Origin of the sequence: Actinoplanes sp. NPDC023936, assembly GCF_040639325.1 — a bacterium.
In the GTDB taxonomy this organism is placed as follows: Bacteria; Actinomycetota; Actinomycetes; order Mycobacteriales; family Micromonosporaceae; genus Actinoplanes.
The window spans coordinates 39721-65581 of record NZ_JBEZZR010000014.1 but is presented as its reverse complement, the minus strand read 5'-3'; the positions used below and the strand labels follow the sequence as shown (position 1 = coordinate 65581).

27 protein-coding genes and 1 riboswitch are annotated in these 25861 nt (G+C 70.8%); of the genes, 17 read left to right on the top strand and 10 right to left on the bottom strand.

Translation table 11 applies throughout. The features are described 5' to 3' along the window. From AB0F72_RS20005 to AB0F72_RS19990, 4 genes are read left to right on the top strand one after another with little or no spacing between them, the layout of a single operon-like run. Positions 1-642, top strand: a complete 642-nt coding sequence (locus AB0F72_RS20005; protein ID WP_360433151.1) for a TetR/AcrR family transcriptional regulator — start codon at positions 1-3, stop codon at positions 640-642. Further along, the gene (locus tag AB0F72_RS20000) at positions 639-1778 is read left to right on the top strand and encodes an acyl-CoA dehydrogenase family protein (protein ID WP_360433149.1); all 1140 of its coding nucleotides are present in this window, start codon (positions 639-641) and stop codon (positions 1776-1778) included. Before AB0F72_RS20005 ends, AB0F72_RS20000 begins: the two co-directional genes overlap by 4 nt. A gap of 44 nt (positions 1779-1822) precedes the next feature. Beyond that, entirely contained in the window at positions 1823-2632 is an 810-nt protein-coding gene (locus AB0F72_RS19995) for an SAM-dependent methyltransferase (protein WP_360433146.1), read from the top strand. A 3-nt stretch (positions 2633-2635) separates the two neighbouring features. Continuing rightward, positions 2636-4648 (top strand): EAL domain-containing protein, encoded by a 2013-nt coding sequence (locus tag AB0F72_RS19990; RefSeq protein WP_360433143.1) that lies wholly within the window; start codon positions 2636-2638, stop codon positions 4646-4648. 27 nt (positions 4649-4675) lie between these two features. Here the strand turns inward: AB0F72_RS19990 and AB0F72_RS19985 are convergent, their stop codons facing one another. Continuing rightward, the gene (locus AB0F72_RS19985) at positions 4676-5047 is read right to left on the bottom strand and encodes a GNAT family N-acetyltransferase (protein WP_360433140.1); all 372 of its coding nucleotides are present in this window, start codon (positions 5045-5047) and stop codon (positions 4676-4678) included. A gap of 532 nt (positions 5048-5579) precedes the next feature. Between AB0F72_RS19985 and AB0F72_RS19980 the strand changes: the two genes are divergently transcribed. Beyond that, positions 5580-5993: a hypothetical protein gene (locus AB0F72_RS19980; protein ID WP_360433137.1), complete on the top strand. Its 414-nt coding sequence runs from the start codon at positions 5580-5582 to the stop codon at positions 5991-5993. A 12-nt stretch (positions 5994-6005) separates the two neighbouring features. Here AB0F72_RS19980 and AB0F72_RS19975 read toward each other — a convergent pair whose 3' ends face one another. Further along, entirely contained in the window at positions 6006-6404 is a 399-nt protein-coding gene (locus AB0F72_RS19975) for a MerR family transcriptional regulator (RefSeq protein ID WP_360433134.1), read from the bottom strand. A gap of 63 nt (positions 6405-6467) precedes the next feature. Here AB0F72_RS19975 and AB0F72_RS19970 point away from each other — a divergent pair, with 63 nt between their 5' ends. The 3 genes from AB0F72_RS19970 to AB0F72_RS19960 are packed head-to-tail and all read left to right on the top strand — an operon-like array spanning position 6468 to position 9619. Next, positions 6468-7094 carry an NAD(P)H-dependent oxidoreductase gene (locus AB0F72_RS19970; RefSeq protein WP_360433131.1) on the top strand — a complete coding sequence of 209 codons (627 nt, stop codon included), beginning with the start codon at positions 6468-6470 and terminating at the stop codon, positions 7092-7094. A gap of 19 nt (positions 7095-7113) precedes the next feature. Beyond that, positions 7114-8628, top strand: coding sequence for a DHA2 family efflux MFS transporter permease subunit (locus AB0F72_RS19965; RefSeq protein WP_360433128.1), 1515 nt, complete (start codon positions 7114-7116; stop codon positions 8626-8628). A gap of 19 nt (positions 8629-8647) precedes the next feature. After that, positions 8648-9619, top strand: coding sequence for a zinc-binding dehydrogenase (locus AB0F72_RS19960; protein WP_360433125.1), 972 nt, complete (start codon positions 8648-8650; stop codon positions 9617-9619). A gap of 110 nt (positions 9620-9729) precedes the next feature. Here AB0F72_RS19960 and AB0F72_RS19955 read toward each other — a convergent pair whose 3' ends face one another. The 5 genes from AB0F72_RS19955 to mgrA all read right to left on the bottom strand — a co-directional run bounded on the left by AB0F72_RS19955 (position 9730) and on the right by mgrA (position 13765). Beyond that, positions 9730-10248 carry a MarR family transcriptional regulator gene (locus AB0F72_RS19955; RefSeq protein WP_360433122.1) on the bottom strand — a complete coding sequence of 173 codons (519 nt, stop codon included), beginning with the start codon at positions 10246-10248 and terminating at the stop codon, positions 9730-9732. A gap of 129 nt (positions 10249-10377) precedes the next feature. Beyond that, positions 10378-11019, bottom strand: a complete 642-nt coding sequence (locus AB0F72_RS19950; RefSeq protein ID WP_360433119.1) for a nucleotidyl transferase AbiEii/AbiGii toxin family protein — start codon at positions 11017-11019, stop codon at positions 10378-10380. After that, entirely contained in the window at positions 11006-11350 is a 345-nt protein-coding gene (locus AB0F72_RS19945; RefSeq protein ID WP_360433116.1) for a hypothetical protein, read from the bottom strand. Before AB0F72_RS19945 ends, AB0F72_RS19950 begins: the two co-directional genes overlap by 14 nt. 763 nt (positions 11351-12113) lie before the next feature. Then, positions 12114-12773, bottom strand: coding sequence for a nucleotidyltransferase domain-containing protein (locus AB0F72_RS19940; RefSeq protein WP_360433113.1), 660 nt, complete (start codon positions 12771-12773; stop codon positions 12114-12116). After that, positions 12770-13765: an L-glyceraldehyde 3-phosphate reductase gene (mgrA, locus tag AB0F72_RS19935; RefSeq protein WP_360433110.1), complete on the bottom strand. Its 996-nt coding sequence runs from the start codon at positions 13763-13765 to the stop codon at positions 12770-12772. Before mgrA ends, AB0F72_RS19940 begins: the two co-directional genes overlap by 4 nt. Positions 13766-13825: 60 nt before the next feature. Continuing rightward, a riboswitch (glycine riboswitch) is annotated at positions 13826-13917 on the top strand. A gap of 75 nt (positions 13918-13992) precedes the next feature. On the opposite strand from mgrA, the gene gcvP reads away from it, so the two are divergent. Continuing rightward, positions 13993-16794: an aminomethyl-transferring glycine dehydrogenase gene (gene gcvP, locus AB0F72_RS19930; protein WP_360433107.1), complete on the top strand. Its 2802-nt coding sequence runs from the start codon at positions 13993-13995 to the stop codon at positions 16792-16794. 164 nt (positions 16795-16958) lie between these two features. Here the strand turns inward: gcvP and AB0F72_RS19925 are convergent, their stop codons facing one another. After that, positions 16959-17159: a DUF5999 family protein gene (locus AB0F72_RS19925; RefSeq protein ID WP_014444313.1), complete on the bottom strand. Its 201-nt coding sequence runs from the start codon at positions 17157-17159 to the stop codon at positions 16959-16961. 224 nt (positions 17160-17383) lie between these two features. Between AB0F72_RS19925 and AB0F72_RS19920 the strand changes: the two genes are divergently transcribed. From AB0F72_RS19920 to AB0F72_RS19885, 8 genes are all read left to right on the top strand, one after another. Continuing rightward, positions 17384-18493 (top strand): chorismate-binding protein, encoded by a 1110-nt coding sequence (locus AB0F72_RS19920; protein ID WP_360433103.1) that lies wholly within the window; start codon positions 17384-17386, stop codon positions 18491-18493. 164 nt (positions 18494-18657) lie between these two features. After that, positions 18658-19227 (top strand): SigE family RNA polymerase sigma factor, encoded by a 570-nt coding sequence (locus AB0F72_RS19915; protein ID WP_360433100.1) that lies wholly within the window; start codon positions 18658-18660, stop codon positions 19225-19227. A 21-nt stretch (positions 19228-19248) separates the two neighbouring features. Beyond that, positions 19249-19737, top strand: coding sequence for a peptide deformylase (locus tag AB0F72_RS19910; RefSeq protein WP_360433097.1), 489 nt, complete (start codon positions 19249-19251; stop codon positions 19735-19737). Beyond that, the gene (locus tag AB0F72_RS19905; RefSeq protein ID WP_360433094.1) at positions 19734-20477 is read left to right on the top strand and encodes a class I SAM-dependent methyltransferase; all 744 of its coding nucleotides are present in this window, start codon (positions 19734-19736) and stop codon (positions 20475-20477) included. The genes AB0F72_RS19910 and AB0F72_RS19905 overlap by 4 nt, the downstream gene beginning before the upstream one ends. 190 nt (positions 20478-20667) lie before the next feature. Then, positions 20668-21747, top strand: a complete 1080-nt coding sequence (locus AB0F72_RS19900) for a hypothetical protein (RefSeq protein WP_360433091.1) — start codon at positions 20668-20670, stop codon at positions 21745-21747. A 70-nt stretch (positions 21748-21817) separates the two neighbouring features. Then, positions 21818-22363, top strand: a complete 546-nt coding sequence (locus AB0F72_RS19895; protein WP_360433088.1) for a hypothetical protein — start codon at positions 21818-21820, stop codon at positions 22361-22363. A gap of 201 nt (positions 22364-22564) precedes the next feature. Next, positions 22565-22771, top strand: a complete 207-nt coding sequence (locus AB0F72_RS19890; protein ID WP_360433085.1) for a hypothetical protein — start codon at positions 22565-22567, stop codon at positions 22769-22771. A gap of 759 nt (positions 22772-23530) precedes the next feature. Then, on the top strand, positions 23531-24538 hold the full coding sequence (locus AB0F72_RS19885) for an RNA polymerase subunit sigma-70 (RefSeq protein ID WP_360433082.1): 1008 nt from the start codon (positions 23531-23533) through the stop codon (positions 24536-24538). A 57-nt stretch (positions 24539-24595) separates the two neighbouring features. Here the strand turns inward: AB0F72_RS19885 and AB0F72_RS19880 are convergent, their stop codons facing one another. Both AB0F72_RS19880 and AB0F72_RS19875 read right to left on the bottom strand, forming a co-directional pair. Continuing rightward, the gene (locus tag AB0F72_RS19880; protein WP_360433079.1) at positions 24596-25159 is read right to left on the bottom strand and encodes a dihydrofolate reductase family protein; all 564 of its coding nucleotides are present in this window, start codon (positions 25157-25159) and stop codon (positions 24596-24598) included. A 96-nt stretch (positions 25160-25255) separates the two neighbouring features. After that, positions 25256-25765 carry a hypothetical protein gene (locus tag AB0F72_RS19875; protein ID WP_360433076.1) on the bottom strand — a complete coding sequence of 170 codons (510 nt, stop codon included), beginning with the start codon at positions 25763-25765 and terminating at the stop codon, positions 25256-25258. Positions 25766-25861: the final 96 nt, after the last annotated feature.

Genomic DNA, 25861 nt, shown 5'->3' with positions numbered 1-25861 from the left:
GTGACAGCGGAACAGGGCCGGCGCACTCAGGCCCAGCGCAGTGAGGCGACCCGGTCGAAGATCCTGGACGCGACGGTGCAGTGCCTGGTCGAGCGCGGCTATGCCGAGACCACCACCGCCGAGGTCCTGGCCAGGGCGGACGTGCCACGCGGCACGCTGCTGCACCACTTCCCGACGAAGGTGGATCTGCTGGTCGCCGCGGTGCAGCACGTGGCACGCCGGCGCCTCGACGGCCTGGCTGCCGAGATCGGCATGGTGGCGCCCGGCGTCGAGCCGCTCGACGCGTTCATCGACGCGGTGTGGCGGCACTTCTCGTCGCCGATCTTCTGGGCCGCTCTCGAACTGTGGAACGCCGCGCGCACCGACGCGGCCCTGCGCGACGCCCTGGTCCCGGTCGAGAAGGAGATCTTCGGGACGCTGCGGGACCACGCCCGGGAACTGCTCACCGACGACCCGCGCGTCGACACCGTCGTCCACTTCACGTTCGAGGTGCTCACCGGCCTCGCCCTGACCGGCATCGTCAGCGGCGACCTGGCGAGCCGTGAACTGCTGATCCGCCGCTGGAAGCGGGCCGCCGCGATCCTGCTGGGCCGCCGTGACCCGGACACCCTCGTCGAAACCCCTCGAAGGAGCCAGGCATGATCGAGACCGCGGAGCGCGCGGCAGTGCAAGCGTCGATGAAGCAGTTCGTCGGCCGGGAGATCCTCCCGAACCTTCCCGCCTGGGAGCGGGGCGGCGAGATCCCGCGCGAGGTGCACCGGAGCGCCGCCAAGGCCGGCCTCTACGGCATCGGGTTCCCGGACGAGGTCGGCGGCGAGGGCGGCGACACCGTCGACATGACGCTCGCTACCGAGGCGTTCCTCGAGGCCGGTGGCTCCTCCGGCGCGCATGCGGCGATCTTCACGCACGGGATCGCGCTGCCGCACATCATCGCGAGCGGCGACACCGCCCTGATCGAGCGGTTCGTCCGGCCCACCCTGGCCGGGGAGAAGGTCAGCGCGCTCGGCATCACCGAGCCGGACGCCGGCTCCGATGTGGCGCACCTGCGCACCACCGCGGTCCGCGACGGCGACTCCTACGTCGTCAACGGCGCGAAGATGTTCATCACCTCGGGGATCCGGGCCGACTTCGTGACCACAGCGGTGCGGACCGGCGGCCCCGGCGCCTCCGGGATCAGCCTGCTCGTCATCGAGAAGGGCACGCCGGGCTTCGCGGTGTCCCGCAAGCTCGACAAGATGGGCTGGCTCTGCTCGGACACCGCCGAGCTGTCGTTCACCGACTGCCGGGTGCCGGCCGCCAACCTGATCGGGCCGGAGAACGCCGGGTTCACGCTGATCGGCCAGGTCTTCGTTCCGGAGCGGATCATCGCGGCCGTGCACGCGTACTCCGTCGCGCAGCGATGTCTTGATCTTTGCCTGGCATACACGCGGGAGCGCGAGACGTTCGGCAGGCCGCTCATCGCCCGGCAGGTGGTGCAGCACAAGCTCGTTCAGATGCGGCAGCGCATCGAGCTGGCCCGGACCTACACCCGCGAGGTCGCCCGGAGGCACGCGGCCGGCGAGTTCGTCGCCGGCGAGGTCTGCATGGCGAAGAACGCGGCCGTCGAGACCTGCAAGTACGTGGTGGACGAGGCCGTCCAGTTGCACGGCGGCATGGGGTACATGCGGGAGAGCGAGGTGGAGCGGCACTACCGCGACACCCGGATCCTGGGCATCGGCGCGGGAGCGACCGAGGTGATGACCGACCTCGCGGCGAAGATTTTCGGGTATGGTCGCTGATCAATACTGTCGCTGATCGTGATCTCTCGATCTAAGGGGCGCGCGTGACCGAGACGACCGACTGGGTTCCCGCCGGCATCGACGTGAATCGGCCCAGCGCCGCTCGCGTCTACGACTACTTCCTCGGCGGGGCGCACAACTTCGCTGTCGACCGGCAGCTCGCCGAGCAGATCGCCGCGATGACCCCGAACATCGGCGAGACGATGCGGTCCAACCGGGTCTTCCTGCGCCGGGCCGTGCGGTTCCTGGCGGCCGAGGGCATCCGGCAGTTCCTCGACATCGGATCCGGCATCCCCACGGCCGGCAACGTGCACGAGATCGCGCTCGACGCGGCGCCCGGATCGAAAGTCGTCTACGTCGACATCGACCCGGTCGCCGTCGAGCACAGCCGGGCCATCCTGGCCGGCGTCGGCGGGACCGGGGTGATCTGCGCGGACGTCCGGGACGCCGACCGGATCATCGCTGAGTCTCTTAAGCTGGAATTGATCGACTTCAGTGAGCCGGTGGCCGTCCTGCTCGCCGGGGTGCTGCACTTCGTGCCGGACGCCGACGACCCGGGCGCCGCGGTGGCGGCCCTGCGCGACGCCCTCGCGCCCGGCAGTCACCTGCTCATCTCGCACGCCACCGGCGACGGCCAGCCGCCCGAGGTGATCGAGGCGCAGCGGCTGTCGTCGCGGACCGGCACCGAGATCAGCCTGCGGCCGGCCGCGGAGATCACCGCGTACTTCGACGGGTTCGACCTGGTCGAGCCGGGTCTGGTCTTCATACCGCAGTGGCGGCCGGACCCGCAGGACCCGGTCGACGAGCATCCCGAGCAGGTCGGTGCGTACGCCGGTGTCGCTCGTAAGGGTTGACGCGTGTTCGCTCGGCGGTGGCGGCGTGAGCTGACCCGGTCGATCTTCGTGCCCCTCGACTCCGCGGACCTGGACGCCCTGCTGGAACGGCTCGCCGCGTTGCTGCCGGACGACCCGTCCGGTGTCGGCGCCGCCCTGGTGGAAGCACATCTGACCGACCCGTCGGTGCTCGAGGCGATCATCGGCGTCCTGGACGACAGGACGGCCGCGGCGGCGGTCGCGGCCGGGTACGCCCGGGCCCTGCGCGCCGCCACCATGGCCGAGCAGGAACGCCTCAACCGGGCCGTCCTGGACGCGCACGCCGCCGCCGAACGGGCTCTGCGGGCCAGCGAGTCCCGGATGCGCGCGGTCTTCCACAACGCCGCCGTCGGGATCGGCGTCAGCACCATGGACGGGCGGATCGTCCGGGTCAACCAGGCCTTCGCCGACCTGCTCGGGTACACCGTGGAGGAGATGACCGGGCTGCGGGTGCCGGACCTCGCGCACCCCAGCGACCCGCCCGACATGTGGCTGCTCTACGAGGAGCTGATCGCCGGCAAACGGGACGCCGTGCGCCTGGAGAAGGCCTACTACCGGGCCGACGGGGGCGTGGTCTGGGCCGACATGACCTCGTCGCTGATCCGCGACGACGACGGCGCGCCCGAGTTCACCATCGCGATGGTGCAGGACATCACCGACCGGCTGCGGCTGCAGGACCGGCTGGAGCACCAGGCCACCCACGACCCGCTCACCGGCATGCCGAACCGGGCGATGATCGCCGACCGCCTCGACCGGATCTTCGCCGAGGCCGGCCCGGACGCCCGGGTCGGCGTCTGCTTCCTCGACCTGGACGGCTTCAAACGGATCAACGACACCCTCGGGCACCAGGTCGGCGACGACCTGCTGGTGGCCGTCGCGGACCGGCTGCGGGACTGCTGCGCGCCGGCGCACCAGATCGCCGGGCGGGTCAGCGGCGACGAGTTCGTGCTGCTCGTCGACGACCCGGACGGGCCGCACGAGCTGACCCGTCTCGCCGCGTCGGTGCTGGCGGCCCTGTCCCGGCCGTTCCAGCTGGGCCGGCACCGGACGCGGATCTCGGCCAGCATCGGCGTCGTCGAGAGCGCGGTCCTGGACACCAGCCCCGCCGAGCTGATGAAAGCCGCCGACCTCACGCTCTACGTCGCGAAGTCCGAGGGCCGGGGGCGCTACGTCACCTACGACGCCGACCGGGACGCCCGGCAGGCCGCCCGGTACGCGCTCGCCGCCGCGATGCCGGACGCCCTCGACCGGCGCGAGTTCACGCTGGTCTACCAGCCGCTCGTGAGCCTCGCCGACGGGCGCCTCACCGGTGTCGAGGCCCTGGTCCGCTGGCAGCACCCGGAACGCGGCGAGCTCGGGCCGGACGCGTTCATCCCGCTCGCCGAGGAGACCGGGGTGATCCTGCCGCTCGGGCGGTGGGTCCTCGAGGAGGCGTGCGGGCAGGCCGCGTACTGGGCGCGGGCGTTCCCGTCGGCGCAGCTGTCGGTGAGCGTCAACATGACCGTGTCGCAGGTTCACGAGCCGGCCCTGCCGGCCGACGTGGAGAAGATCCTCACCCGTACCGGCCTGGACCCGTCCCTGCTGGTCCTGGAGCTGACCGAGAGCGCCGTGATGGACAACGACTCGGCGCCGCTGCGCGCTCTCGCCGAGCGGGGCATCCGGATCGCCATCGACGACTTCGGCACCGGGTACTCGAACCTGGCCTACCTGCGGCGGCTGCCGGTGCACATCCTGAAGCTGGCCGGGCCGTTCGTGGACGGCCTGCGCGGGGTGCCGCCCGCCTCCGAGGTGGACGAGCAGATCGTGGAGACGATCGTGCGGCTGGCCCATGTGATCGGGCTGTCGGTGACGGCGGAGGCCGTCGAGACCCGGCCGCAGGCCGATCGGTTGCGGGCTCTGGGGTGCGACACCGGGCAGGGATGGCTGTTCGCCCGGCCGCAGCGGGCCAACGAGATCACCGAGCTGCTGCGCCGGACCGGTTCCGCCGGGGCGACCTGACGATGCTCGTCGTGCCACTCTGCTCGATCACGTGAGTGGTGCGCCGGCTTCGGGTATGTGCGCTGCGGCGATGGGCGTGCGGACCGTCCAGCCCAGGCTGCGGTAGAGGTCGCGGCCCTCGTCGGTGGCGACGAGGACGCCGCCGCGCATGCCGAGCCGGGTGGCGTGGTGGCTGAGGGTGCGCATGACAGTGCGGCCGAGACCGCGGCGGCGGTGCGCGGGCGCGGTCTCGACCTGATCGATGACCCCCGCCTGACCGGCCTGCGCGAGCCGGCCCGAGGCGGCGATCTCGCCGGTGGCGTCGACGACCGAGGCCACGACGACATCGTCGAGGACCGCGATCCGGATGGTGTACGACGGCGGGGGAGTCGCGGTGCCGGCGGTGAAAGGGATCGTCATGAGATGACCGGTGTCGGCCATCGTCCAGGTGGCGGGCAGTGCCCTACGGAGGTCCTCGGGGGCTGTCGCGGCTTTGATCCAGGTTCCCCGTGCGGCCTGTCGACGGCCTGGTTCGCCGCATGACACGTGGTCGTACGCTGCCAGGACGTACCGGATGCGATGGCCTGCGAGCCCGACTCGCAGGCGCCATCCACCGGGCACGGTGGCCGGCGTCGGCACGGCTCGTGAGACGGCCCATCCGTGCACCCAGGCACCGATCAGACCGGACAGGTCGTTACCGGCCGGTTCGGTCGTGCCTGCGCCGCCGTAGCCCCGCATGATCATTCACACCCCCGTCCTTCCACGTGAGGCAATCGGATCACTATTGCCATAACTTTGCAACAAGCGCTCGGTGGAGAATCCTGGGCGGCGAGCGCGGTCGTGACGAGGGCCGGGCCGGATGCCGGTCCACGATGCCGCCCTGCCTGCTTGACCCTCGACCTGGTCGAGGCCTCATGGTCGTCGCGTCGATCTGTTGGTGATCATGGGAGTGATGATGGATCTCGGTAATCCGGTGCTGAAGCTGTGCCAGGAGGGAATGCAGGCGGAGGCGGAGGGGCGGCTGCCGGACGCCCGCGCGTTGTTCGAGCAGGCATGGGCGGCGCGTACCGACGACTACGACGCGTGCGTCGCGGCGCACTACCTCGCCCGGCGGCAGGACGATCCCGCGGAGATCCTCCGGTGGAACCAGGAGGCGTTGCGGCATGCCGACGCCGTGGGCGACGACAGGGTGGCCGCCTTCTACCCGTCGCTGCTCGTGGGTGTAGCGATGGCCCATGAGCAACGGGGCGACACTGCGCCGCGCGTGTCGCGTTCCAGCGGGCGGCCGAGTATGACGGTGCGTTGCCGGCGGGTGAGTACGGCGAGCAGCTGCGAGCGGCCGCCGCCGCTGGTCTTCGCAGGTTGAGTTGACCCGGGTCTAGTCGGGCACCTCGATGCGATTGTCGATCTCGCACAGCCGGGCGCCGGAGAGCATCTCATCGAGGTACGCCTGTAGTGCCGCGGTGCGCGTCTCGGCTTCGTCGATGAGGACGGCGGCGACACGTTGCCAGTCCTGCGGCTCGGGGTCGTCCGGGAGCGTGACGAAGACGTCGGCGATTTCTCGGACGGTGAGTCCGACGCGCTGGGCGACCTTGGCGACCTTGATCCGGCAGGCGGCGCTCTCGTCGAAGCGTCGCTGGTCTCCTGCGGTGCGGTGGGCGGTGATCACCCCGTGCTGCTCGTAGAAGCGCACGGCGGAGGGTGCGACGCCGGCCGTGGTCGCGACGTCTTTGACCGTGAGGGTGAAGCGGGAGGGGATCTGCGCTGCGATGCTCACTCGGCCATGGTGGCCCACCGGCTGCTTGACTTCAACATATGTTGAAGGCAAAGCATGGCAGCCATGAGCAGTCCGACGCCCCTGTACAGCCCTTCACCCGAGACCGCGTCGGCGGCGGCCGACCGAGGGGAGCAGCCGCCGCTACGCCTCGCCGTCATCGCCGCCAGCGTCCGCAAGGACCGGCTGAGCCGCGTACTCGCCGACTGGGCCGCCGGCAAGGCGGCCGGCATCGCCGACGTCGACCTGGTCGACCTGGCCGAGTGCGAGCTGCCCGACGACGAACACCTGGAGCCGGGCGGCGGTCCCCGCTCAGTGATCGCCGACCGCATCGAGCGCGCCGACGGGTACGTCGTCGTCACCCCTGAGTACAACCACAGCTATCCGGCCGGCTTGAAGCGGGCGATCGATTGGCACTACGGCGAGTGGATGTTCAAGGCGGCCACCGTGCTGTCGTACGGGGTGCAGGGCGGCGTGCTGGCCACCGAGCATCTGCGCGGCGTCTTCGCCGAACTGCATGTGGTGACCACCCGGCGCGCCGTCGGCTTGCGGGCGCCGTGGAACGACATCGGCCGCGACGGGTTCACGCCACCGCCGGGCACCGGCGAGGCCCTGGACGAGGCGTTGCGCGAACTGGCCTGGTGGGCGGCGACGCTGCACGCCGCCCGCCGCGACCGCCCGTTTCAGCGCTGAGCGTCGGGCCGGAGCCGACATGGATAGTCGTGCACGTGTCATCGGCCTGGTGCTCGCCCTCGGCGGGCTTATGGTCACGGTGGACACCACCGTCGCCCTGGTCGCGGTACCCGCGATCGTCGCCGATCTCGATTCGACCCTCCCTGCGGTGCAGTGGGTGACCAGCGGTTATCTGCTCGGCGTCGTCGCGGTGACGCCACTCGCCGGCTGGACGGCGAACCGCTACGGCGCCCGCCGCGTGTACGTGACCGCGCTGGCGATCTTCACCGTGTCCTCGGCTCTGGCGGGCCTGGCATGGGACGTCCGGTCGCTCACCGTGTTCCGGGTCCTGCAGGGCCTCGGCGGCGGTCTGCTCAACCCCGTGGGGCAGGCCATCGGCCTGCGCTCCGTGCCCCGCGACGCCCGCGGTCGCTTGATGAGCCTGCTGGGCCTGCCCCTGGTCATCGGCCCCGTCCTCGGCCCGCCTCTGGCCGGCTGGCTGGTCGACACCGCCTCCTGGCGCTGGATCTTCCTCCTCAACGTGCCGATCGGCGTTGCGGCCGTACTGCTGTGCGCTCGGCTGCTGCCACGCCCACCCGCCGACCCCGCCCCGACCCCGCGGATGGACTGGACCGGCCTGGCTCAGGTGTCCGGCGGCGCCGTGCTGCTGGTGCTGGGGTGCACCCTCATCGGGGAGACCGGCGAGATGAACCTCGAGGTGATTGCCGCGCTCGGTACGGGCGTGTTGCTCCTCGCCGCGTTCGTCGTCCGCGCGCTGCGGATCGATGCCCCACTGGTCGACCTGCGGCTGCTGCGCCATCGGCCCCTTGCCGCTGGCCTGGCCGTGCTGGTGTGTTTCGGCGCCGCCTACTTCGGGGCGATGTCGATCCTGCCGATCTACGTCCAAGGTGTCCGCGGCGACCCCGCCGCCCTGGCCGGCACCATCACCATCCCGATGGCTCTCGCCGTCGGAGCGACGCTGCAGATCGCGACTCGGCTGGTGGACCGAGTATCACCGGCACGCATCGTGGTCACCGGCGTGACGTTGGGCCTGCTGGGCAGCATCGCGCTGCTTATCACTACGACGAGCGGCGCTCCGTACCCGATGATCGCAGCCGCGGCGGCCGTTCTCGGCGTCGGTTCCGGCGCCACCCTGATGCCGACCATGACCGTGGCCGTGCGCGACCTGGAGCACGAGGACACCCCTCGCGGTACGACACTGCTCGCGCTCGTCCAGCAGATCGCCAGCGCTGTCGGCGTTGCGCTCGTCGCCACCACTCTCACCGTTCTCGTGTCTACCCGGGTGCCTGACCTGGGCACCGCCGACGCCGGCGGGCTCGCTGCGATGCTCGCCCTCGATCCGTTCGCCCGCGCCGAGCTCGAGACCCAGCTTGCCGGAGCGGTCGGCGGCAGCTACGCCGTCGCCGCGGTCCTCATGGCGCTGGGCGCGCTGGCGGCGGTCGTGGGCCTCCGTCGCGCCGCTCAGGCCGAGGGATCGGAATCACTGGAGTCGCGGCCGGGCCAGCGTGAGGCCACACGGCGTTCGCGCCGGTGAACGGAGAGGAGTAGGTGGAATGCGAGTCGTCCAGGCGACCCGTTTCGGCGGTCCCGAGGTGCTGGTTCTCCGTCAGGTGCCCGACCCGGTGGCCGGGCCGGGCCAGGTCCTGATCGATGTGGCGGTGGCCGGTATGACGTTCGTCGAGACGCAGATCCGGCGCGGCACCGACAGATGGCATGAACGCCCGCGACTGCCGTACGTGCCGGGCGGTCTGGTGGCCGGAGTGGTGAGCGCCGCAGGTGCCCGGGCGGATCCGGCTTGGCTCGGGCGGCGAGTCGTGGCGAGCACGGGACAGACCGGTGGTTTCGCCGAGCGCGCGGTGGCGCCGGTCGGGGAGCTGTTCCCGGTGCCGGACAGCCTCCGCCTGCCGGACGCCGCGGCACTGTACAGCGACGGCAGCACGGCGCAAGGGCTGGCCGAACACGCCGAGATCAGCCCAGATGACTGGGTTCTGGTCGAAGCAGCGGCGGGCGGGGTGGGCAGCCTGCTGGTGCAACTCTCCCGCGCGGCGGGTGCGCGGGTCGTCGGAGCCGCTCGCGGCGCCCGGAAGCTCGATGTGGTCCGGGAACTGGGCGCCGACGCGGTGGTCGACTACTCCGACCCCGGCTGGACCCGGCGGGTACTCGACGCGACCGGTGGCGCGGGACCGGATGTGGTGTTCGACGGCGTCGGAGGCGAGATCGGGCGGGCCGCGTTCGATGTGACGGCCCGCGGCGGCCGCTTCTCGGTTCACGGCGCGGCTAGTGGCGCGGCCACGCTCATCGACCCCGCAGAGGCTGGTCGTCGAGGCGTGCAGGTGATCGGCATCGAACAGCTCTTCGAATTCGGACCGCATGTGGTGCGGTGGGCGGACCGGATGATGTCGCTTGGTGCGGCGGGACTGGTCCGGCCGATCATCGGGCAGAGCTTCTCGTTGGAGGGTGCCGCCGACGCACACGCCGCGGTCGAGAACCGTACCGCCGTGGGGAAGACATTGCTGCTGATCTGACGACAGGCGAGGACCAGCCACCAGCACGACGCGTCCCCACCGGCTCCGCCCTGGTAGTTGACCGGATGCATCGACCGTAGTTGATATCGACAAACGTGAGTGGTACGTGGTCAGGAGACGTTGACGACTAGCCGGCGCAGGACGGACAGGGCCGCGTCGTAGTCGGCGTCCGGGATTCCGGCGTGGATGTGGGCGGTGATCTCGGGGAGGTGCCGGCTCTGCTCGTCGCGGGCGGTGCGGCCGGCGGCGGTGATGCGGAGGCGGCCGTGGCGGTCGACGGTGACGAGGCGCTGGTCCAGCAGGGACTCCGCCTCGGCGGCCAGATCGTCGGCAGCCAGGTCGTCGGTCGGCAGTGGGGCGCGCGGATCAACGGGCGGCCGGTCGCCGGCGGGCGGCAGTGGGGCGCGCAGCTCATCGGCCGGCCGGTCGCCGCCGGCCGGCACTGGGGCGCGCAGGTCGCGGCGCAGCTCGGAGAGGGTGCGATTGTTCTGCTCGGCCAGGGCGCTGAGCAGCCAGAACTGCGGGTGTGTCAGGCCCAGCTCGGCCTCCCGGGCACGGATGAACGCGATGAGCGCCCGGTGCGCCACGCCGGTCCAGTACGCGGCCGGATCCAGCACGGGATCAGTCATGGTGCGAACGGTAGGACGTGAAGTTCGGTTGAGGTCAAACTGATGCCGCACGGCCGCCGCAGCGGCCGTGCGGGTCCGGGGAGGTCGCGGCGGGGGACTCCCGGGGAGTTCGCGGGGGTCCGTACCCAATCATGATCTTGGCCAGTCGGACAGGCGGGACCGGAGCTCCCGGATGGCGTGGGCATCCAGGCCGTAGAGGGCGAACCGGGCGTCGTCGAGGCGATCCAGGTACCGGCCGGCGTCGGCGATGTCCTCCGGGTCGAGTGCCGGGTCCGCGGCGTGGGCCAGGCGCAGGATCCGGTCCAGCGGATAGCGGTCGAGGGCGGCGGCGACGTCGATGTAGTCGCGGACCTCGCGGCGGTTGACCAGGGCGGCCACCTTCGTCGCCACCAGATCGTCCAGGTGCATGACCGGGCCGACGTCCATCACCACCGGCGCGCGGTGCCGGTCCAGGCGGCAGAGCGTCAGCCGCAGCGCGCGCTCGTCGCTCGCGACCAGGAACTCCTGGATGTCGGCGTCCATGCCGGCGAACAGCTCGTCGGCCTCCTCGCGGACCACCCGGTAACCGGCTTCGGTGAGCGCCGCGGTGACGTCGCCGGCCGCGGCTCGCACCCCGCCGGCGGTGTCCGTGAACAGGTCGATGTCCTCGGTCGGGCGCGCGACCAGGCCGTTGACGAGCCAGGCCACGCCGCCGCCCAGGACGAAGCCGTGCTTGGTCGCCACGGTCAGGGCGATGCGGGCCACGTCGGAGTAGAAGTCATCGACGTGCACTGGCTTCTTTCAGCCGCCGGTGCCGGGCCTCCCAGGCGGCGCGCACGCCGCGCGGCAGATTGAGCTCCGCCCAGACGCGGACCAGGGTCGGGCCGTCGATATAGGCCTGGATCTCGTCGATCCGGATCGCTTCGCGAAGGACGTTCTCATACATCCACAACAGCATCGTGTGCTGGCTGAGATCGAATGCGCGATGCGGATTCCACCAGAGGCGCAAGGGCAACTCGACGAGGCCGGTGGTGGGGCCGCGCAATTCGCTCAGCGTCCCGGCGACGACGACCGGCCGATGCGGCCGGGCCAGGTGCATCACCGGGGCTGTGCTCACGGACATGACGCCAGCCTAAACCGATGTATCACGGGAAAGGCAAGCACCTAGGTTCCTAGGATGGCTTAGAGTGTGTGATTGTCGCGCTTTTCGGGGCGGCGACAGGGAATGTGATGGCGGCTGGTTCTGAGTGTCCGCGAGCGGCGTTGTTGGCAGCATTCGGCGCCCGGTAGGACGTGAGGTGGCGCCGCCGGGTTGTGGTTCTTGGAGCGGTGGGGGCGGGCTGGCGCGGAGTGCTCTCGGAACAGGGATCCGGCAGCACTGGTGGCCAGCTCGTCGTACTCGGCTGGGTGTCGGTGTTCTCGCCGGCTGGTAGGGGCGGCACTGAGCGCCAGCCGGACCACGCCTTTCCACGATCCACACCAGCGGAGGGCAGCACTCACGACCGGCTGGTCCGGCTGGTCGTCAGCGCTCCCGGACGTGGCAGTTCTCGGGGGCCACGTCGTCGCCGCCGCAGGGGAAGCCGAAACGGGGCCGGGCCGCGCGCCAGCGCGAACCGTTGTCACCCAGCGTGCCGGCATCCGCGGTAAACCCCGCGCTGTACGGAAACCCGCGGACGCCCCAAGCCCCACAGAATGACGTAAACCCCCAGCGCTCCGCGGTCAGCGGCGACCGCCCGTGACATGCGGCCGCATCGGCGCACTACCGGCGCCGGATCTAGCCAATCGGGTCAGTGCTGCGGTGAAATGCTGAGCACCAGCTGGCATGGGGAGTTCCACGATCTGCGAGGGCCGGGCAGCCGCATTCGCCGGGGAGCGCGCGACCCTCATCACAGGTTGCGCTCGCGGGTGGCGGAGAGCAGCCGGTTGATCCCCTCCCGGTCCGGCCCGTCCGGCAGCGCGGTGCCGCGGGCGGCGTCGTCCAGGTCGGCGAGCAGGGCCGACGACCAGGCGCTGATCTCGTCCCAGCCGACCTCGCCGCGCCGGACGGACAGCAGGCGGTCGCGCAGCGCGCCCACGTCGACGAGGACATCGCCGGTGCGCAGCACGTGGGCGCCGGCGATCAGCAGGCGAATCATGTGCATCGCCTGTTTGTGATTGGTCTCGCCGGTGCGGGCGCGCCGCGCCTCGACCTTGGCGAGCTGGTCGCGGGCGTAATTGCCGTAGGTGGCGAATACGCGCCGGGACAGAAACGCCTGCCGGGCGCCGATCAGCGCCGCGCCGTCCGGAGTGACGGTTTCGACGATCGGGGACCAGAGCACTTCGAGGACTGTCGGATTGGCCTGCGTGGCGAGCGTACAGAATCGCTCGAACTCCCAGTTGAACTGTTCGTCGAGCGGGCCGTCGAAATGCGTGGGTGGTTTGTCCAGGCTCCAGAAGGACCGGGTGGGCGCCACGAAGACGCCCCGCCGGTCGTGGTCGGATCCGTCCACGGACAGTCCGTAGGCGCGGGAGCCGACCACGACCGACAGCGCGAGCGGAAACGTCACAGGTCGATGACCGTCGCGTCGATCTCGTCGAGTTCGGCGGCGGTCAGGGCCGGTCCGCTCAGGGCGGCGATGTTGTTCTCCAGCTGGCCGACGCTCGACGCGCCGATGATCAGGCTGGTCATCCGCGGGTCGCGCAGTGCCCAGGAGAGCGCGAGCTGGGCGAGGGACTGGCCGCGGCGCTTGGCGATGTCGTTGAGCGCGTGCAGGCGGCCCATCGTCTTCGCGTCGAGGGCGCTCTCGTTGAGGAAGACGCTGGTGCGGATCCGGGAGTCGTCCGGGATGCCGGTGAGGTACCGGTCGGTGAGCAGGCCCTGCTGCAGCGGGCTGAACGCGATGCAGCCGGCGCCCGCGCCCTCCAGGGTGTCGAGCAGGCGGTCGTGCTCGATCCAGCGGTTGAGGATCGAGTAGGACGGCTGGTGGATCAGCAGGGGAGTGCCGAGGTCACGGAGGATCTGAGCGATCTCCGCGGCTTGTGCTGATTTATAGTTGGAAATGCCGACGTAGAGGGCTTTGCCGGACCGGACGATCGCGTCCAGCGCGGAAGCGGTCTCCTCCAGCGGCGTCTCCGGGTCGGGCCGGTGGTGGTAGAAGATGTCGACGTAGTCCAGGCCCATCCGCTGCAGCGACTGGTCCAGCGACGACACCAGGTACTTGCGGGAGCCCCAGTCGCCGTAGGGCCCGTCCCACATGGTGTAGCCGGCCTTGGTCGAGATGATCAGCTCATCGCGGTGGCCGCGGAGGTCGGACGCGAGCAGCCGGCCGAAGTTCGACTCCGCGCTGCCGGGCGGCGGGCCGTAGTTGTTGGCCAGGTCGAAGTGGGTGACCCCGAGGTCGAAGGCGCGGCGGACGATGGCGCGCTGGGTGTCGAGCGGGCGGGTGTCGCCGAAGTTGTGCCAGAGACCGAGGGAGAGGGCGGGGAGCTTCAGTCCGCTGCGACCGGCACGCCGGTAGGTCATCGCGTCGTAGCGGGCGGAATCAGGGGTGTACGTCACAGACCACACCCTAGGACTGTGATCCAACCGGGTGTCCGCTGGTAGGTTGGTCGGGCCGGCAACACCTGTGCGGAAGAGACCGTCCTCGCGACGGCGCCGAAGGGGCAAACCCTCCCCGGAAAACTCTCAGGCAGAAGGACCGCGTGGGCAGGCGCTCTGAAGTACCCGGATGGGTATGACAGAGGGGGAGGTTGCATGCCGACCTTCTTGAGAGCCTGGAGTCGCCCATGACGTCACCCTTCGTTCCCCGCCACATCGGTCCGGGTTCGGACGAGCAGACCCACATGCTCAAGGCGGTCGGATACAACTCGCTCGACGACCTGATGGACGCCGCGATCCCGGAGACGATCCGGTTCCACGGCGAGCTCGACCTGCCGGCCGGGATCTCGGAGCAGGAGGCGATCGCCGAGCTGCGCGCGATCGCGGACCGCAACACCGTCGCCACCCCGATGATCGGCCTCGGCTACTACGGCACGCACACCCCCGCGGTGATCAAGCGGAACGTGCTGGAGAACCCGGCGTGGTACACGGCGTACACCCCGTACCAGCCGGAGATCAGCCAGGGCCGGCTCGAGGCGCTGCTGAACTTCCAGACCATGGTCACCGACCTGACCGGGCTGACCACCGCGAACGCGAGCATGCTGGACGAGGCCACGGCGGTCGCCGAGGCGATGACCCTGGCCCGGCGCGCTTCCAAGGTCAAGAGCAACGTGTACGCGGTGGACGCCGACACGCTGCCGCAGACGCTCGCTGTGCTGCGCACCCGGGCGGAGCCTCTGGGTATCGAGATCGTGCTGGTCGAGGGGGACCAGCTTCCCGAGGAGTATTTCGGGCTGCACCTGCAGTACCCCGGCGCATCCGGCGCCGTCCGTGACCACAAGGACCTGGTCGGGGCCGCCCACGCCGCCGGCGCGCTGGTCACTGTCGCCGCCGACCTGCTCGCGCTGACGCTGCTGCGCGCGCCCGGCGAGATCGGGGCGGACATCGCGGCCGGCACCACCCAGCGGTTCGGCGTGCCGCTCGGCTTCGGTGGCCCGCACGCCGGTTACCTGGCCGTGCGCGCGGGGTTGGAGCGTTCGCTGCCCGGCCGTCTGGTCGGCGTCTCGAAGGACGCCGACGGCGCGCCCGCCTACCGGCTCGCGTTGCAGACCCGGGAGCAGCACATCCGCCGGGAGAAGGCGACCAGCAACATCTGCACGGCGCAGGTGCTGCTCGCGGTGATGGCGAGCATGTACGCGGTCTACCACGGGCCGGCCGGGCTGCGCGCCATCGCGAAGCGCACCCACGACCACGCGCTGACCATCGCCGGCAGCCTGACCGCGGCCGGCATCGAGGTCGCGCACCGGGCGTTCTTCGACACCGTGACCGCCGTCGTGCCGGGCCGGGCCGCCGAGATCGTGGACGCCGCCGCGGCGCACGGCATCGACCTGCGCCTGGTGGACGCCGACCGGGTCTCGGTCTCCACCGACGAGACCACCACCGACGCGCACGTGGCGGCCGTCCTGGCGGCGTTCGGCGCGGGCGTGGCGGCCCCGGCCGAGTGCGGCGCCGCGCCGCTGGCCCGAGCCGGCGAATACCTGACGCACCCGGTCTTCAACACCCACCACTCCGAGACCGCGATGCTGCGTTACCTGCGCAAACTCTCGGACCGTGACTATGCCCTGGACCGTGGCATGATCCCGCTCGGCTCCTGCACGATGAAGCTGAACGCCACCACCGAGATGGAGGCGATCACCTGGCCGGAGTTCGCGAACATCCACCCCTTCGCCCCGGCCAACCAGATTCAGGGGTACGAGGATCTGGTCGCCCAGCTGGAGGGCTGGCTCGCCGAGATCACCGGTTACGACGCGGTCAGCGTGCAGCCGAACGCCGGTTCGCAGGGTGAGCTGGCCGGGCTGCTCGCGATCCGCGGCTACCACCGCTCGCGCGGCGAGACCCACCGTGACGTCTGCCTGATCCCGTCCAGCGCGCACGGCACCAACGCGGCGAGCGCCGTGATGGCCGGCATGCGGGTGGTCGTGGTGGCCTGCGACACCGACGGCAACGTCGATATGGACGACCTGGCTGCCAAGATCGAGAAGCACCGGGAGAACCTCTCGGCGATCATGGTGACCTACCCGTCCACGCACGGCGTCTACGAGACCCGGATCGCTGACCTGTGCGCGGCGGTGCACGAGGCCGGCGGCCAGGTCTACGTCGACGGCGCGAACCTCAACGCGCTGGTCGGGTTCGCCAAGCCCGGCAAGTTCGGCGCGGACGTGTCGCACCTGAACCTGCACAAGACGTTCTGCATCCCGCACGGCGGCGGCGGTCCCGGCGTCGGCCCGGTGGCGGTTCGGCAGCACCTCGCCGCGTTCCTGCCCGGCAACCCGCTGGAGCCGGGTGTCCACCACGCGGTGTCGGCGGCGGCGCACGGCTCGGCGGGCATCCTGCCGATCTCCTGGGCGTACGTGCGGCTGATGGGCCCGGACGGGCTGGCCGCGGCGACCGCGTCGGCCGTGCTCGCGGCGAACTACACGGCGGTGCGGCTGCGCGAGCACTACCCGGTGCTCTACGCCGGCAACAACGGCCTGGTCGCGCACGAGTGCATCCTCGACCTGCGGCCGATCACCAAGGCCACCGGCGTGAGCGTCGACGACGTCGCGAAGCGGCTGATCGACTACGGCTTCCACGCGCCGACGATGTCGTTCCCGGTGGCCGGCACGCTGATGGTGGAGCCGACCGAGAGCGAGGACCTCGCCGAGCTCGACCGGTTCATCGCCGCGATGATCGCGATCAAGGGCGAGATCGACCAGGTGGCGGCGGGTGTCTGGCCCAAGGACGACAACCCGCTGGCGAACGCGCCGCACACCGCGTCGGCGGTCTCCGCGGACGAGTGGGCGCACCCGTACCCGCGGTCGGTGGCCGGCTTCCCCGAGGGAGTGGACCGGACGGCGAAGTACTGGCCGCCGGTGCGCCGGATCGACGGGGCGTTCGGCGACCGGAACCTGGTCTGCTCGTGCCCGTCGCCGGAGGCGTTCGAGGACTGAGGGGGCGTCTGATCCGGGCGTCTGATCCGGGCGTCTGATCCGGGCGCCTGCTCCTGCGCAGGTCGCGGTACCCCTCCGGGGATCGCGGCCTGCGCCGTTTTCGGTGCGCTTACGCTACGCTGCGTAATCGTGTCTGCCGCGTAGTCGGTTTCTTCAGTGACTTCTCAGGCGGCGAGGGCGTGCACGGCCGGGCCGCGGTGCGGCTCGATCAGCGTGCCGTCCGGCAGTAGCTCGCCGGTGTCCTCGAAGATGATGACCCCGTTGCAGAGCAGGCTCCAGCCCTGCTCGCAGAAGGTCACGATGACCTTTGCGGCCTCACGATCGGTCGCGTCGGCAGAAGGACAGGGAACTCGGTGCTGGCACATCTTGCTCGTTCTCCGATTGGGGGCTGTGTGAAGGTTCACAAAGTCGATGTCGGACGTTACCTCACATGGAACGACGGCGGTTCAACCCGGTGACGCCGATTCCTGGCGAGTTCGCGCCTTCGATGCTCCACGGGACGGGGCTTGTCGACCACTGTCCGTCGGCTCCTTCCGGGCCTCCGCCGGCGGCGCCGGCCGCCTGCCAAGCCCGTCACCATGCGTTACGTGTGTTCCGGTGGCATCGGGGTGATCCCGGTGACCCTGCCGAGCTTCTGTCCGCGTTTCTGGCCGGCAACGGACTGCCGGTGCGAAACCTTGGCCGAACGGCTGACAAAAAGAAGACGATCGGCGATGGCACCATTTGCGGAGCGGCACTCTACGTGTCCGCTGATGCCGGATGCGTGATGATCGGGGCAGAGCTCGGCGCACCCTCCCCCGTGCCCGGTATTCCGGATGTTTATGCGGTCGTCTACCAACATAACTCGAAAAGTCCGGAGAAATCGGGCGCTGGGGTGGATCGGTCAGACGGTTGGCGGCTGGGGCCGTGGCGGGAGAGCTGGACCCGCGACGAGCACGCCCGCGCCGTCTCCGCGGTCCGGGAATCGATCGGGCGCGGCGACGTCTACCAGGTCAACGTGGTGGGACACGCGTCGGCGGCGTACTGCGGCGATCCCGGTCCCGCGCTGCGGCGGGTCGCGGCGCTGCCCGGCGCCCGGTACGGCGGGGTGCTCGGCGGCGACGGGTGGGCGCTCGCCACGGCGTCGCCGGAGACCCTGGTGGAGGTCCGGGACGGGCGGGTGATCACCCGGCCGATCAAGGGGACGCGCCCGGCCACCCCGGAGGGGCTGCGGGAGCTGCTCGGCTCGGCCAAGGAACGGGCCGAACACGTCATGATCGTCGACCTGGAGCGCAACGACCTGGCCCGTCTGCCGGGGACCGGGCCGGTTGCCGTGGACGAGCTCTTCGCGGTCCGCCAATGGTGTGGTCTGTGGCAGGCGGAATCGGTCGTCTCCGCGCCCCTCGCCGGAGAGGTCGGTCTCGCCGACCTGCTGCGGGCGGTCTGCCCGGGCGGCAGCGTGACCGGCGCGCCCAAGCTCGCGGCGCTGTCCCGGATCGCCGCGCTGGAGCCGGTGGGCCGGGGAGTGAGCATGGGCGCGCTGGGCTGGATCGGACACGATCACCTGGATCTGGGGCTGAGCATCCGGACCGTCGCGGTGGACGGCAGCCGGGTGCACGCCTGGGCCGGCGGCGGCATCACCGCCGACAGCGACCCGATCGCCGAGGTCGACGAGGCCGCCGCGAAGGCCGGTCCGCTGCGCGCCGCGCTGGCCTCATAGCGGCCGCATAGCCCGCTCCGAGCCGTCTCTACCGGTTACGTGCCACTGTCGGCGTCTGCCCCCTACGGAGGGGGCCGACCGCGTAGTTTCACCTTCGCGCAAAACCGACAAGATCCACAGTGACACGTTGCGTGTCCTTCCGTGGGGCGGGAAGAGGCAACAGCATGCTTGATCTGCTCGAGAGACCGGCGGCCAGGACCGCCGTGCGGCCCGCGATCCGGATCCGGGTGATCGCGCCGGCGGCGGCCCGGCGTGCCGATTTCGACCGGTTCGCGCAGACGTTCCTGACCCGGTTGCACGGCAGCGCCTACCAGCTCTGCCGCGACTGGCACCTCGCCCAGGACCTGGCGCAGACCACGCTCACCAAGCTCTTCCAGAGCTGGGACCGGGCCAGCGACAGCGACAACCTTCCGGCGTACGCCCAGAAGATCCTGCTCCGGGTCTACCTGGACCACCGGCGCCGCCGCAGCTCGACCGAGACGACGCCCGGGTCGTTCCAGGAGCCGGCCTACGAGATGAGCACCGACCTGCGGCTGGACCTGCTCGGCGCGATGTCGCGGCTGCCGCCCCGCGACCGCGCCATCGTGGCGCTGCGCTACTTCGCCGATCACAGCGTGGAACAGGTCGCCGCGGAGCTCGGGGTGCCGGTCACCGTCGTCAAGAGCCAGACCCGGCGGTCCCTGATCAAGCTGCGGGAGATCCTCGGCGGCGATCGCCCGGCCCTCTTCGCGTAACGACTGATTAAGCTTTGAAGCATGACAGTTCGGCCTATCCGCATCTTCGGCGACCCGGTCCTGCGCACGCCCGCCGACCCGGTCACCAGCTTCGACGCAGAGCTGCGCGCGCTGGTCCGTGACCTGGAGGACACCGTCCGCGAGCCCGGCCGGGCCGGCGTCGCGGGCCCGCAGATCGGGGTCGGCCTGCGGGTCTTCTCCTACAACGTGGGCGGCGTGGTGGGCCACCTGGTCAACCCCGTCCTCAGCGACTTCTCCGGCTCGCAGACCGAGGAGGAGGGCTGCCTGTCGCTGCCCGGCCTCGGGTACGAGACGACCCGGGCGATGAGCGTGACGGCGACCGGTTTCGACCTCAACGGGGAACCCCTGGTGATCCACGGTGAGGGCTTCCTGGCACGGGCGCTGCAGCACGAGACGGACCACCTGGACGGCCGGCTCTACGTCGACACGCTGACCGGCGACGTCCGCCGGCAGGCGCTGCGGGAGCTGCGCCGGGTGGTGCCGCGGTGAGCTCGCAGCCGGACAGCTCACAACGGGACAGCGCGCAACCGGGCAGTTCTCGGCCGGGCGGTTCACAGCCGGACAGTTCACAACCGGGCAGCGCGCGGCCGGGCAGCTCCGACGCGCGCCGGCTGGCGGCCGGCTATCTGCGCGACGGGGATCCCACCGGGTGGTTCGAGCCGCTCTACGCCGAGGCCGGCGCCGGTCGGGCCGCCGTGCCGTGGGACGTGCCCGAGGCCAGCGCCCACCTGCGCGCCTACCCGCTGCCGCCGGGCGAGGGGCGGCGCGCGCTGGTGGTGGGCTGCGGCCCGGGGCGCGACGCCGAGCACATCGCGGCGGCGGGGTACGCGACGACCGCGTTCGACATCTCCCCGACGGCCATCGAGCTGGCCCGGTCCCGGCACCGCGACACCCCCGTCGACTACGTGGTGGCCGACCTGCTGAACCCGCCGGGGGAGTGGCGGCAGGCGTTCGACCTGGTGCTGGAGAGCAACAACGTCCAGGCCCTGCCCGCGGCGATCCGGGCCGCGGCGATCGCGGCGGTGGGCACGTTCGTGGCGCCCGGGGGCACGCTGCTGGTGCTCGCCGCCGCGGCGGTCACCGGCGACGCGGACGGGCCGCCGTGGCCGCTGAGCCGGGACGAGGTCGAGGCGTTCGCCGGAGACGGTCTGACGCTGGTCTCGGTGGAGCGGACGGCCGCTCCGGGCTCGCCGCTGCACTCGCGGTGGCGGGCCGTGCTGACGCGCTGAGAAGGGCGCGGCGTTTACCCGTACCCAATCGGTCTTAATGCGAAATGACCGGAATGCGGCGCTCCGCCTGGATGGGGCGCCGCATTCCGCGCGTTTGCGCAGGTCAATGCGGATGGTGGTTATTCGCGCGCGCGCAATTGATCGGTACCTCTACAGTGTGCGAGGCAAACTGATCAACGGGGAGTTCTCCTTGCGCGTTACGCGTTTTCTTGCCGGCGCCCTCGCCGGTGTCACCGCCCTCACCATGTTCGCGGGCTGTGCCGGGGAGCAGATTCAGGCGCTCGAACCGAAGCTGGAGCTGCGCGACGCGGCGAAGCAGCTCGGCGAGGCGCAGCGGGCCGGCTTCACCATCAAAATCAACGGCAGCGCGGACGACCTGGTCGCCGCCGCCAAGCTCACCGCCTCCGGGCCCGAGGACGCGATCAGCGACGACGACGCGAAGATCCTGCGTCAGCTGTTCAACTCGTCGTTCACGGTCGCCTACGACAAGGCGGGCGCGGGCGTCGAGGACGACCGCGGGTCGATCAGCGCCACGGTCGACGGCGTCACCGGCACCGAGGTCCGCTACGTCGACAAGACGATGTTCGTCCGGGCCCCGATCGCCGAGCTGGCCGCCAAGTTCGGCGCCAGCGCCGACGAGGTCAAGGCGATGAGCGGCCAGACCGCCGGTGGACCCGCCGGGCTCGACGCGTTCTTCGACGGCAAGTGGGTGTCGCTCGACAGCGCCGCGCTCGGTGAGCTGGCCGAGTCCGGCGCCGGCGTGTCGGCCACCGGCCTGGAGGAGCAGAAGGCGCTCACCGAGTTCAGCACCAGCGCCACGAACCTGCTCGAGGGCGCCGCGCTGGTCCGTGACGAGAACGACGACACGCACCTAATCGCCACGTCGTCGACCACGAAGGCGTACGCCGAGCTCGAACGGCTGGTCACCGCGGTCGACAAGGACCTGGCGTCGCAGCTGGGAACCGACAAGCCGGCGGACAAGCCGATCGTCCTGGACCTGTGGATCGTGGACGGCAAGCTGACCGCCGCGGAGATCAACCTGCTGCAGTTCATCGACGGCGCCACCGGCCGGGTCGCGCTGCGCATCGAGGTGACGACCGGTGCGGAGATCACCGCTCCGGAGGGCGCCACGAAGCTCGACACGAAGCAGCTGCAGGGCGCGACTTCGACCCAGCCGTACCTGAAGTCCGGCGACAGCGAGCTGACCGACAAGGAGCTGGCCGAGCTGGAGAACCTGCTCGGCGGGCCGACGCCGGCAGCGACCGCCTGACGCCTCCCCGCTCGCGATGGCCGGCTCGGCTGAGCCGGCCATCGCTGCCTATCAGCCCAGGGATTCTCGGATGTGGATTCTGCTCGTCATCGCCGCCACGGCTGTCGCCCTGCTCGGCGCGGTGGCCGGCTGGGCGGCGCTGACCCTGATCAGCGGGCTTGCCGGGCTGCTCGTGCTGGGGCTGAGCCCGGCGATGGCCGGGCGGCGGCTGCCCCGCGCCGGACTGATCCTGCTCGGCCTCGATCTGGTGGTGGAGGTTCTCGTCGTGCCGGGCTCGGGGGAGCATTGGGCGCGGAACCAGTTCACCCGGGACGTGGTCGTGGCGGTGCTCGTCACGGCGGCCTGCGCCGCGCTCTTCTCCGGGACGTGGCTGGGCGGGAAGGCGGCGGTCGGCGGGTTGCTCTTCACGGTGCTGGTGATCGGCGCGATCGCGACAGCGGTGGAGTCGTGGCGGCGGATGAACGACCTGGGTGAGCACATGGGGGCGGCGGTGGAGGGGAACGGGCCGGCGCTGCCTCTAATTCCAATCGTCGTGGTGGCGGCGGCGCTGCTGGTCTTCGCGCGTCGCCGGGAGCCGTGGGCGCGGCGTAGCCAGGACGGCTTCGACGGCCGGTGACGGCGGCCGCCGCGCAGGTCGCCGTGACCGCCAACCTGCGCGTCACGAGCGTGACCATCCGGTTGGCCGAACGCCCGCTCTCGAACAACGGCGGGAAAATCATTGATGTCCGGTGATACCTTGCGAGGAGGATGGTTGCGCATCCGCCGGGGGTGGACCGCCAGATGTCAGCCCCTCCGCCCGCGTCCTGGGAGAGATGCGATGACGAGCAAGAACACGCCCCCTGACGCCGCAGGTGCCGGGCTCTGGGGAAATCTCGGGATCTGGATCGCATTGGGCACTCTCGTCGGCGTCGTCGTCGGGAGTTTTTTCGACGACAACGGTCTCGGTATCGCGCTGGGTGCGAGCCTCGGCGTGGCCGCCGGCACTGTCTTCATCGCGCGAAGGAACCCGCACGGCGGATCCTGAGCGTCGCGAGGCCCGTCAGCGTCGTCGTCGCGATCCCGTCCATCCGGGACGCGGTGGCGCCGTCTGCCCGGGTGATCCGGTGCCGCCGACGACATCGACCCACTGACCGTGCTCGCCGGGGTGGGGTCTCGTCGTGCAGTCGGATCGTCCCGCTGTCGCGGGTCGTCGCTGGCACGGATTGACCGGTGCACTCGGGGCGTCTCGTCGGTCAGGTCGTCCGCGGTTTCGTCCGCTGGGTGCACGGTTCGCCGCGTCGGTGGCCGGGCGGCCTTGCCGAGCCATCCTGCGTCACGATGGGTGACTGTCCCCGGGGAGCGTTACGGGGTGTGCGGCATTCTGTGGGGTCTCCTACGTCCGCCGTTTTCCGGAAAGCGCCGGCTTTACCCCGGATGCCGCCACACCCGGTGACGACCGGGGTAGTGGGGCACAGACAGCAACCTAGAATCCTAGGATGATGTACGGGCAGTGCGGCAGGCCGCACCCCGAACAACAAAGACGGCTTCGCCGACCGACCCCACTGATCACTTCGGCTGCCCTCGCGCGACGCGTCGCGCTGCACCCGGCAGGCGCTGGACGATGTCTGGCGGGTCACGAGGCCATGGCGGTCGCCGCCGACGGCCGGGCCCTGATCGTCCGCCAGGACCGTATGCTGCTGGTCTCACCCGCCGAGGCCCGTCGGTAGTTGCCACCGATCAGAAATCCTCCGCCGCGCCGTCAGTTTGTGGCAGCCCTCTCGCACCGGTGGAAGGATCGATCACCATGACCGACGTCAGACGGCTGGGCGCCGACGAGGCCGCGTTCATCGCGGCGGCCCGCGCGGGGGATAGCGCGCGGTTCGCGCTCCTGACCGAGCGCCACCGGCGTGAGTTGCAGGTGCACTGCTACCGGATGCTCGCGAACTACGAGGACGCCCAGGACATGACGCAGGAGACGTTCCTGCGAGCGTGGAACAAACGGGAGTCGTTCCAGGGCCACGCGGCGCTGCGGACCTGGCTGTACCGGATCGCGACGAACGCCTGCCTGGACTTCCTGGGCAAGCGCAACGACCGGACACCCGTACCGTCGGGGTTGCCGGATCCCGGCTCCGAGCTGCGGTACCTGCAGCCGTACCCCGACCGGATGCTCCCCGAGGACCCGCAGGAATCGGTGGTGGCGCGGGAGACGATCGAGCTGGCGTTCGTCGTCGCCGTCCAGCACCTGCCGCCGCGGCAGCGGGCGGTGCTCATCCTGCGCGACGTCCTCGGCTGGCCGGCGTCGCAGGCCGCCGGCGCCCTCGAGCTGTCCGTCGCGTCGGTGGCCAGCGCACTGCAGCGGGCGCGGGTGACGATGCGCAAGCAGCTGCCGGGCCGCCGCCTCGACTGGCGGAGCCCCGCCACCCATGAGCTGTCGGACGACGAGCGCGGCGTGGTCAAGGCCTATATCGACGCCCATGAGCGCAACGACCTCGACGGGCTGGTGTCCCTGCTCCGCGGCGACCTGCGCTTCGCGATGCTGCCCGAGTCGGGCGCCGTGACCATGACGGCCGGGGAGGCGGTGGACGGCTGGGTCTCCGCCGGGCTCTTCCAGCCCGGCTACGACGACTGGCGCGGTGTGGCCACGACGGTCAACCGGATGCCTGCCGCCGCGCTGTACCGGCGCGCCGGCGACGGCCCGGAGTACCGGCTGTTCACCATGGCGGTCCTGCACATCGTCGACGGGAAGATCGCCGAGCTCACCGGATTCGACGCCGCCGGCAAACCGTGGCTGGGTCTGCCCGCGACACTGTGATCAGCCGGCCGCCACCGCCCCGCCGGTCATGCCGGCGGGGCGTCGTCCGGCTCGTGCTCAGCGCCTCGTCTCGTACCGGGTCAGTACCACGTCGCCGGGGAACGTCCGGGTCTCCACCAGGTTCAGGTTCACCCAGCTGTCCAGGGCCGTGAAGAACCGCGTGCCGCCGCCGAGCAAGGCCGGTGCGGTGACCAGCACGTACTCGTCGATCAGCCCGGCCCGGATGGCCGTTGCGGCAAGTGCGGCGCCGCTGATGTCCATGAAGCCGCCGTCGTCGGCCTTGAGCCGGGTGATCTCGGTGACCGCGTCGCCGGTGACCAGGCGGGCGTTCCCGTCGACCGTGCTGATCGTCGAGGAGAACACCACCTTCGGCATGGCGCGCCAGCGGTGGGCGTACTCGATCTCCGCCGGGGTGACGCCGGGCTGCTGGTCGGCGGTCGGCCAGTGGGAGTTCATCGTCTCCCACAGTTTGCGCCCGTACAGGGCCAGGCCGGTCGCCGCCACCCGGTCGGACCACCACTGGAACAGCTCGTCGCTCGGTACGCTCCAGCCGAGGTCGTCGCCGGGCGCGGCGATGTAGCCGTCCAGGCTCACGTTCATCGCGAAGATCAGTTTCCGCATCGTGCCAGCCTCCTGTGAGTCGATCTCACAGGTACCGACGGTCGCGGCGCGGAAACCTCATCGGTGCGACAGGTGTCCGCCGAGGCGGAAGGCCGACTACCCGATCAGGGTGCAGAGGGTGCTGCCGGCCATGCTGATCTCGGTGGTTTTGATCCACTGGTTTCCGCTGGCGGGCATGTCCACGACGGTCCGTACCTTGACGGAGTAGGTCAGGGTACGGAGGCAGTACACGCCGCTCGAATAGCCGTACAGTCGCCCGGCGGGGCACTGGCTGCCGCCGGCGCGACCGCAGACCTGGGTGCGCGCTGTGCTGGACGTCTCGACGGTCACGGTCTGGTGGATGCCGGCGCACCTGATGACTTTGTCCTGCAGCAGGTCCTGGCACAGCGACTCACCGAGGGCCTGCACCGCCAGGTCGCCCTCGCTGTTGAGAAACACGTTGAAGTTGATGCACTGCACGCTCTGCCGGTTGCCCTCGGTGGCGATCACCCTGCAGGTGTGGCCCTTCACCTGGGCGTCGGCCCGGCTCGGCATGACGATCAGGGCCGCGAGCACGATCAGGAGTACGGCGACGACTCGCGGGACGGGGCGAGACAGGATTCTCACGGGAGTCCTCCTACTGGCAGGTGCGTGATGTGCTGCCAGTAGATGCGTCACCGCGGTGTCCGGCCAGTGTTCGGAACAGCCTCGAACAGAGCCGAA

Bases quoted from the DNA above. Each gene is read 5' to 3' on its own strand.
- AB0F72_RS19955 (WP_360433122.1), bottom strand. From the start codon at position 10,248: ATGACTGATCCCGTGCTGGATCCGGCCGCGTACTGGACCGGCGTGGCG.
- AB0F72_RS19880 (WP_360433079.1), bottom strand. From the start codon at position 25,159: ATGCGGAAACTGATCTTCGCGATGAACGTGAGCCTGGACGGCTACATC.
- AB0F72_RS19890 (WP_360433085.1), top strand. From the start codon at position 22,565: ATGACGAGCAAGAACACGCCCCCTGACGCCGCAGGTGCCGGGCTCTGG.
- gcvP (WP_360433107.1), top strand. From the start codon at position 13,993: ATGACGTCACCCTTCGTTCCCCGCCACATCGGTCCGGGTTCGGACGAG.
- AB0F72_RS19960 (WP_360433125.1), top strand. From the start codon at position 8,648: ATGCGAGTCGTCCAGGCGACCCGTTTCGGCGGTCCCGAGGTGCTGGTT.
- AB0F72_RS19970 (WP_360433131.1), top strand. From the start codon at position 6,468: ATGAGCAGTCCGACGCCCCTGTACAGCCCTTCACCCGAGACCGCGTCG.
- AB0F72_RS19945 (WP_360433116.1), bottom strand. From the start codon at position 11,350: ATGTCCGTGAGCACAGCCCCGGTGATGCACCTGGCCCGGCCGCATCGG.
- AB0F72_RS19885 (WP_360433082.1), top strand. From the start codon at position 23,531: ATGACCGACGTCAGACGGCTGGGCGCCGACGAGGCCGCGTTCATCGCG.
- AB0F72_RS19925 (WP_014444313.1), bottom strand. From the start codon at position 17,159: ATGTGCCAGCACCGAGTTCCCTGTCCTTCTGCCGACGCGACCGATCGT.
- AB0F72_RS19915 (WP_360433100.1), top strand. From the start codon at position 18,658: ATGCTTGATCTGCTCGAGAGACCGGCGGCCAGGACCGCCGTGCGGCCC.
- AB0F72_RS19980 (WP_360433137.1), top strand. From the start codon at position 5,580: ATGATGGATCTCGGTAATCCGGTGCTGAAGCTGTGCCAGGAGGGAATG.
- AB0F72_RS19985 (WP_360433140.1), bottom strand. From the start codon at position 5,047: ATGACGATCCCTTTCACCGCCGGCACCGCGACTCCCCCGCCGTCGTAC.
- AB0F72_RS19965 (WP_360433128.1), top strand. From the start codon at position 7,114: ATGGATAGTCGTGCACGTGTCATCGGCCTGGTGCTCGCCCTCGGCGGG.
- AB0F72_RS20000 (WP_360433149.1), top strand. From the start codon at position 639: ATGATCGAGACCGCGGAGCGCGCGGCAGTGCAAGCGTCGATGAAGCAG.
- AB0F72_RS19895 (WP_360433088.1), top strand. From the start codon at position 21,818: ATGTGGATTCTGCTCGTCATCGCCGCCACGGCTGTCGCCCTGCTCGGC.
- AB0F72_RS19910 (WP_360433097.1), top strand. From the start codon at position 19,249: ATGACAGTTCGGCCTATCCGCATCTTCGGCGACCCGGTCCTGCGCACG.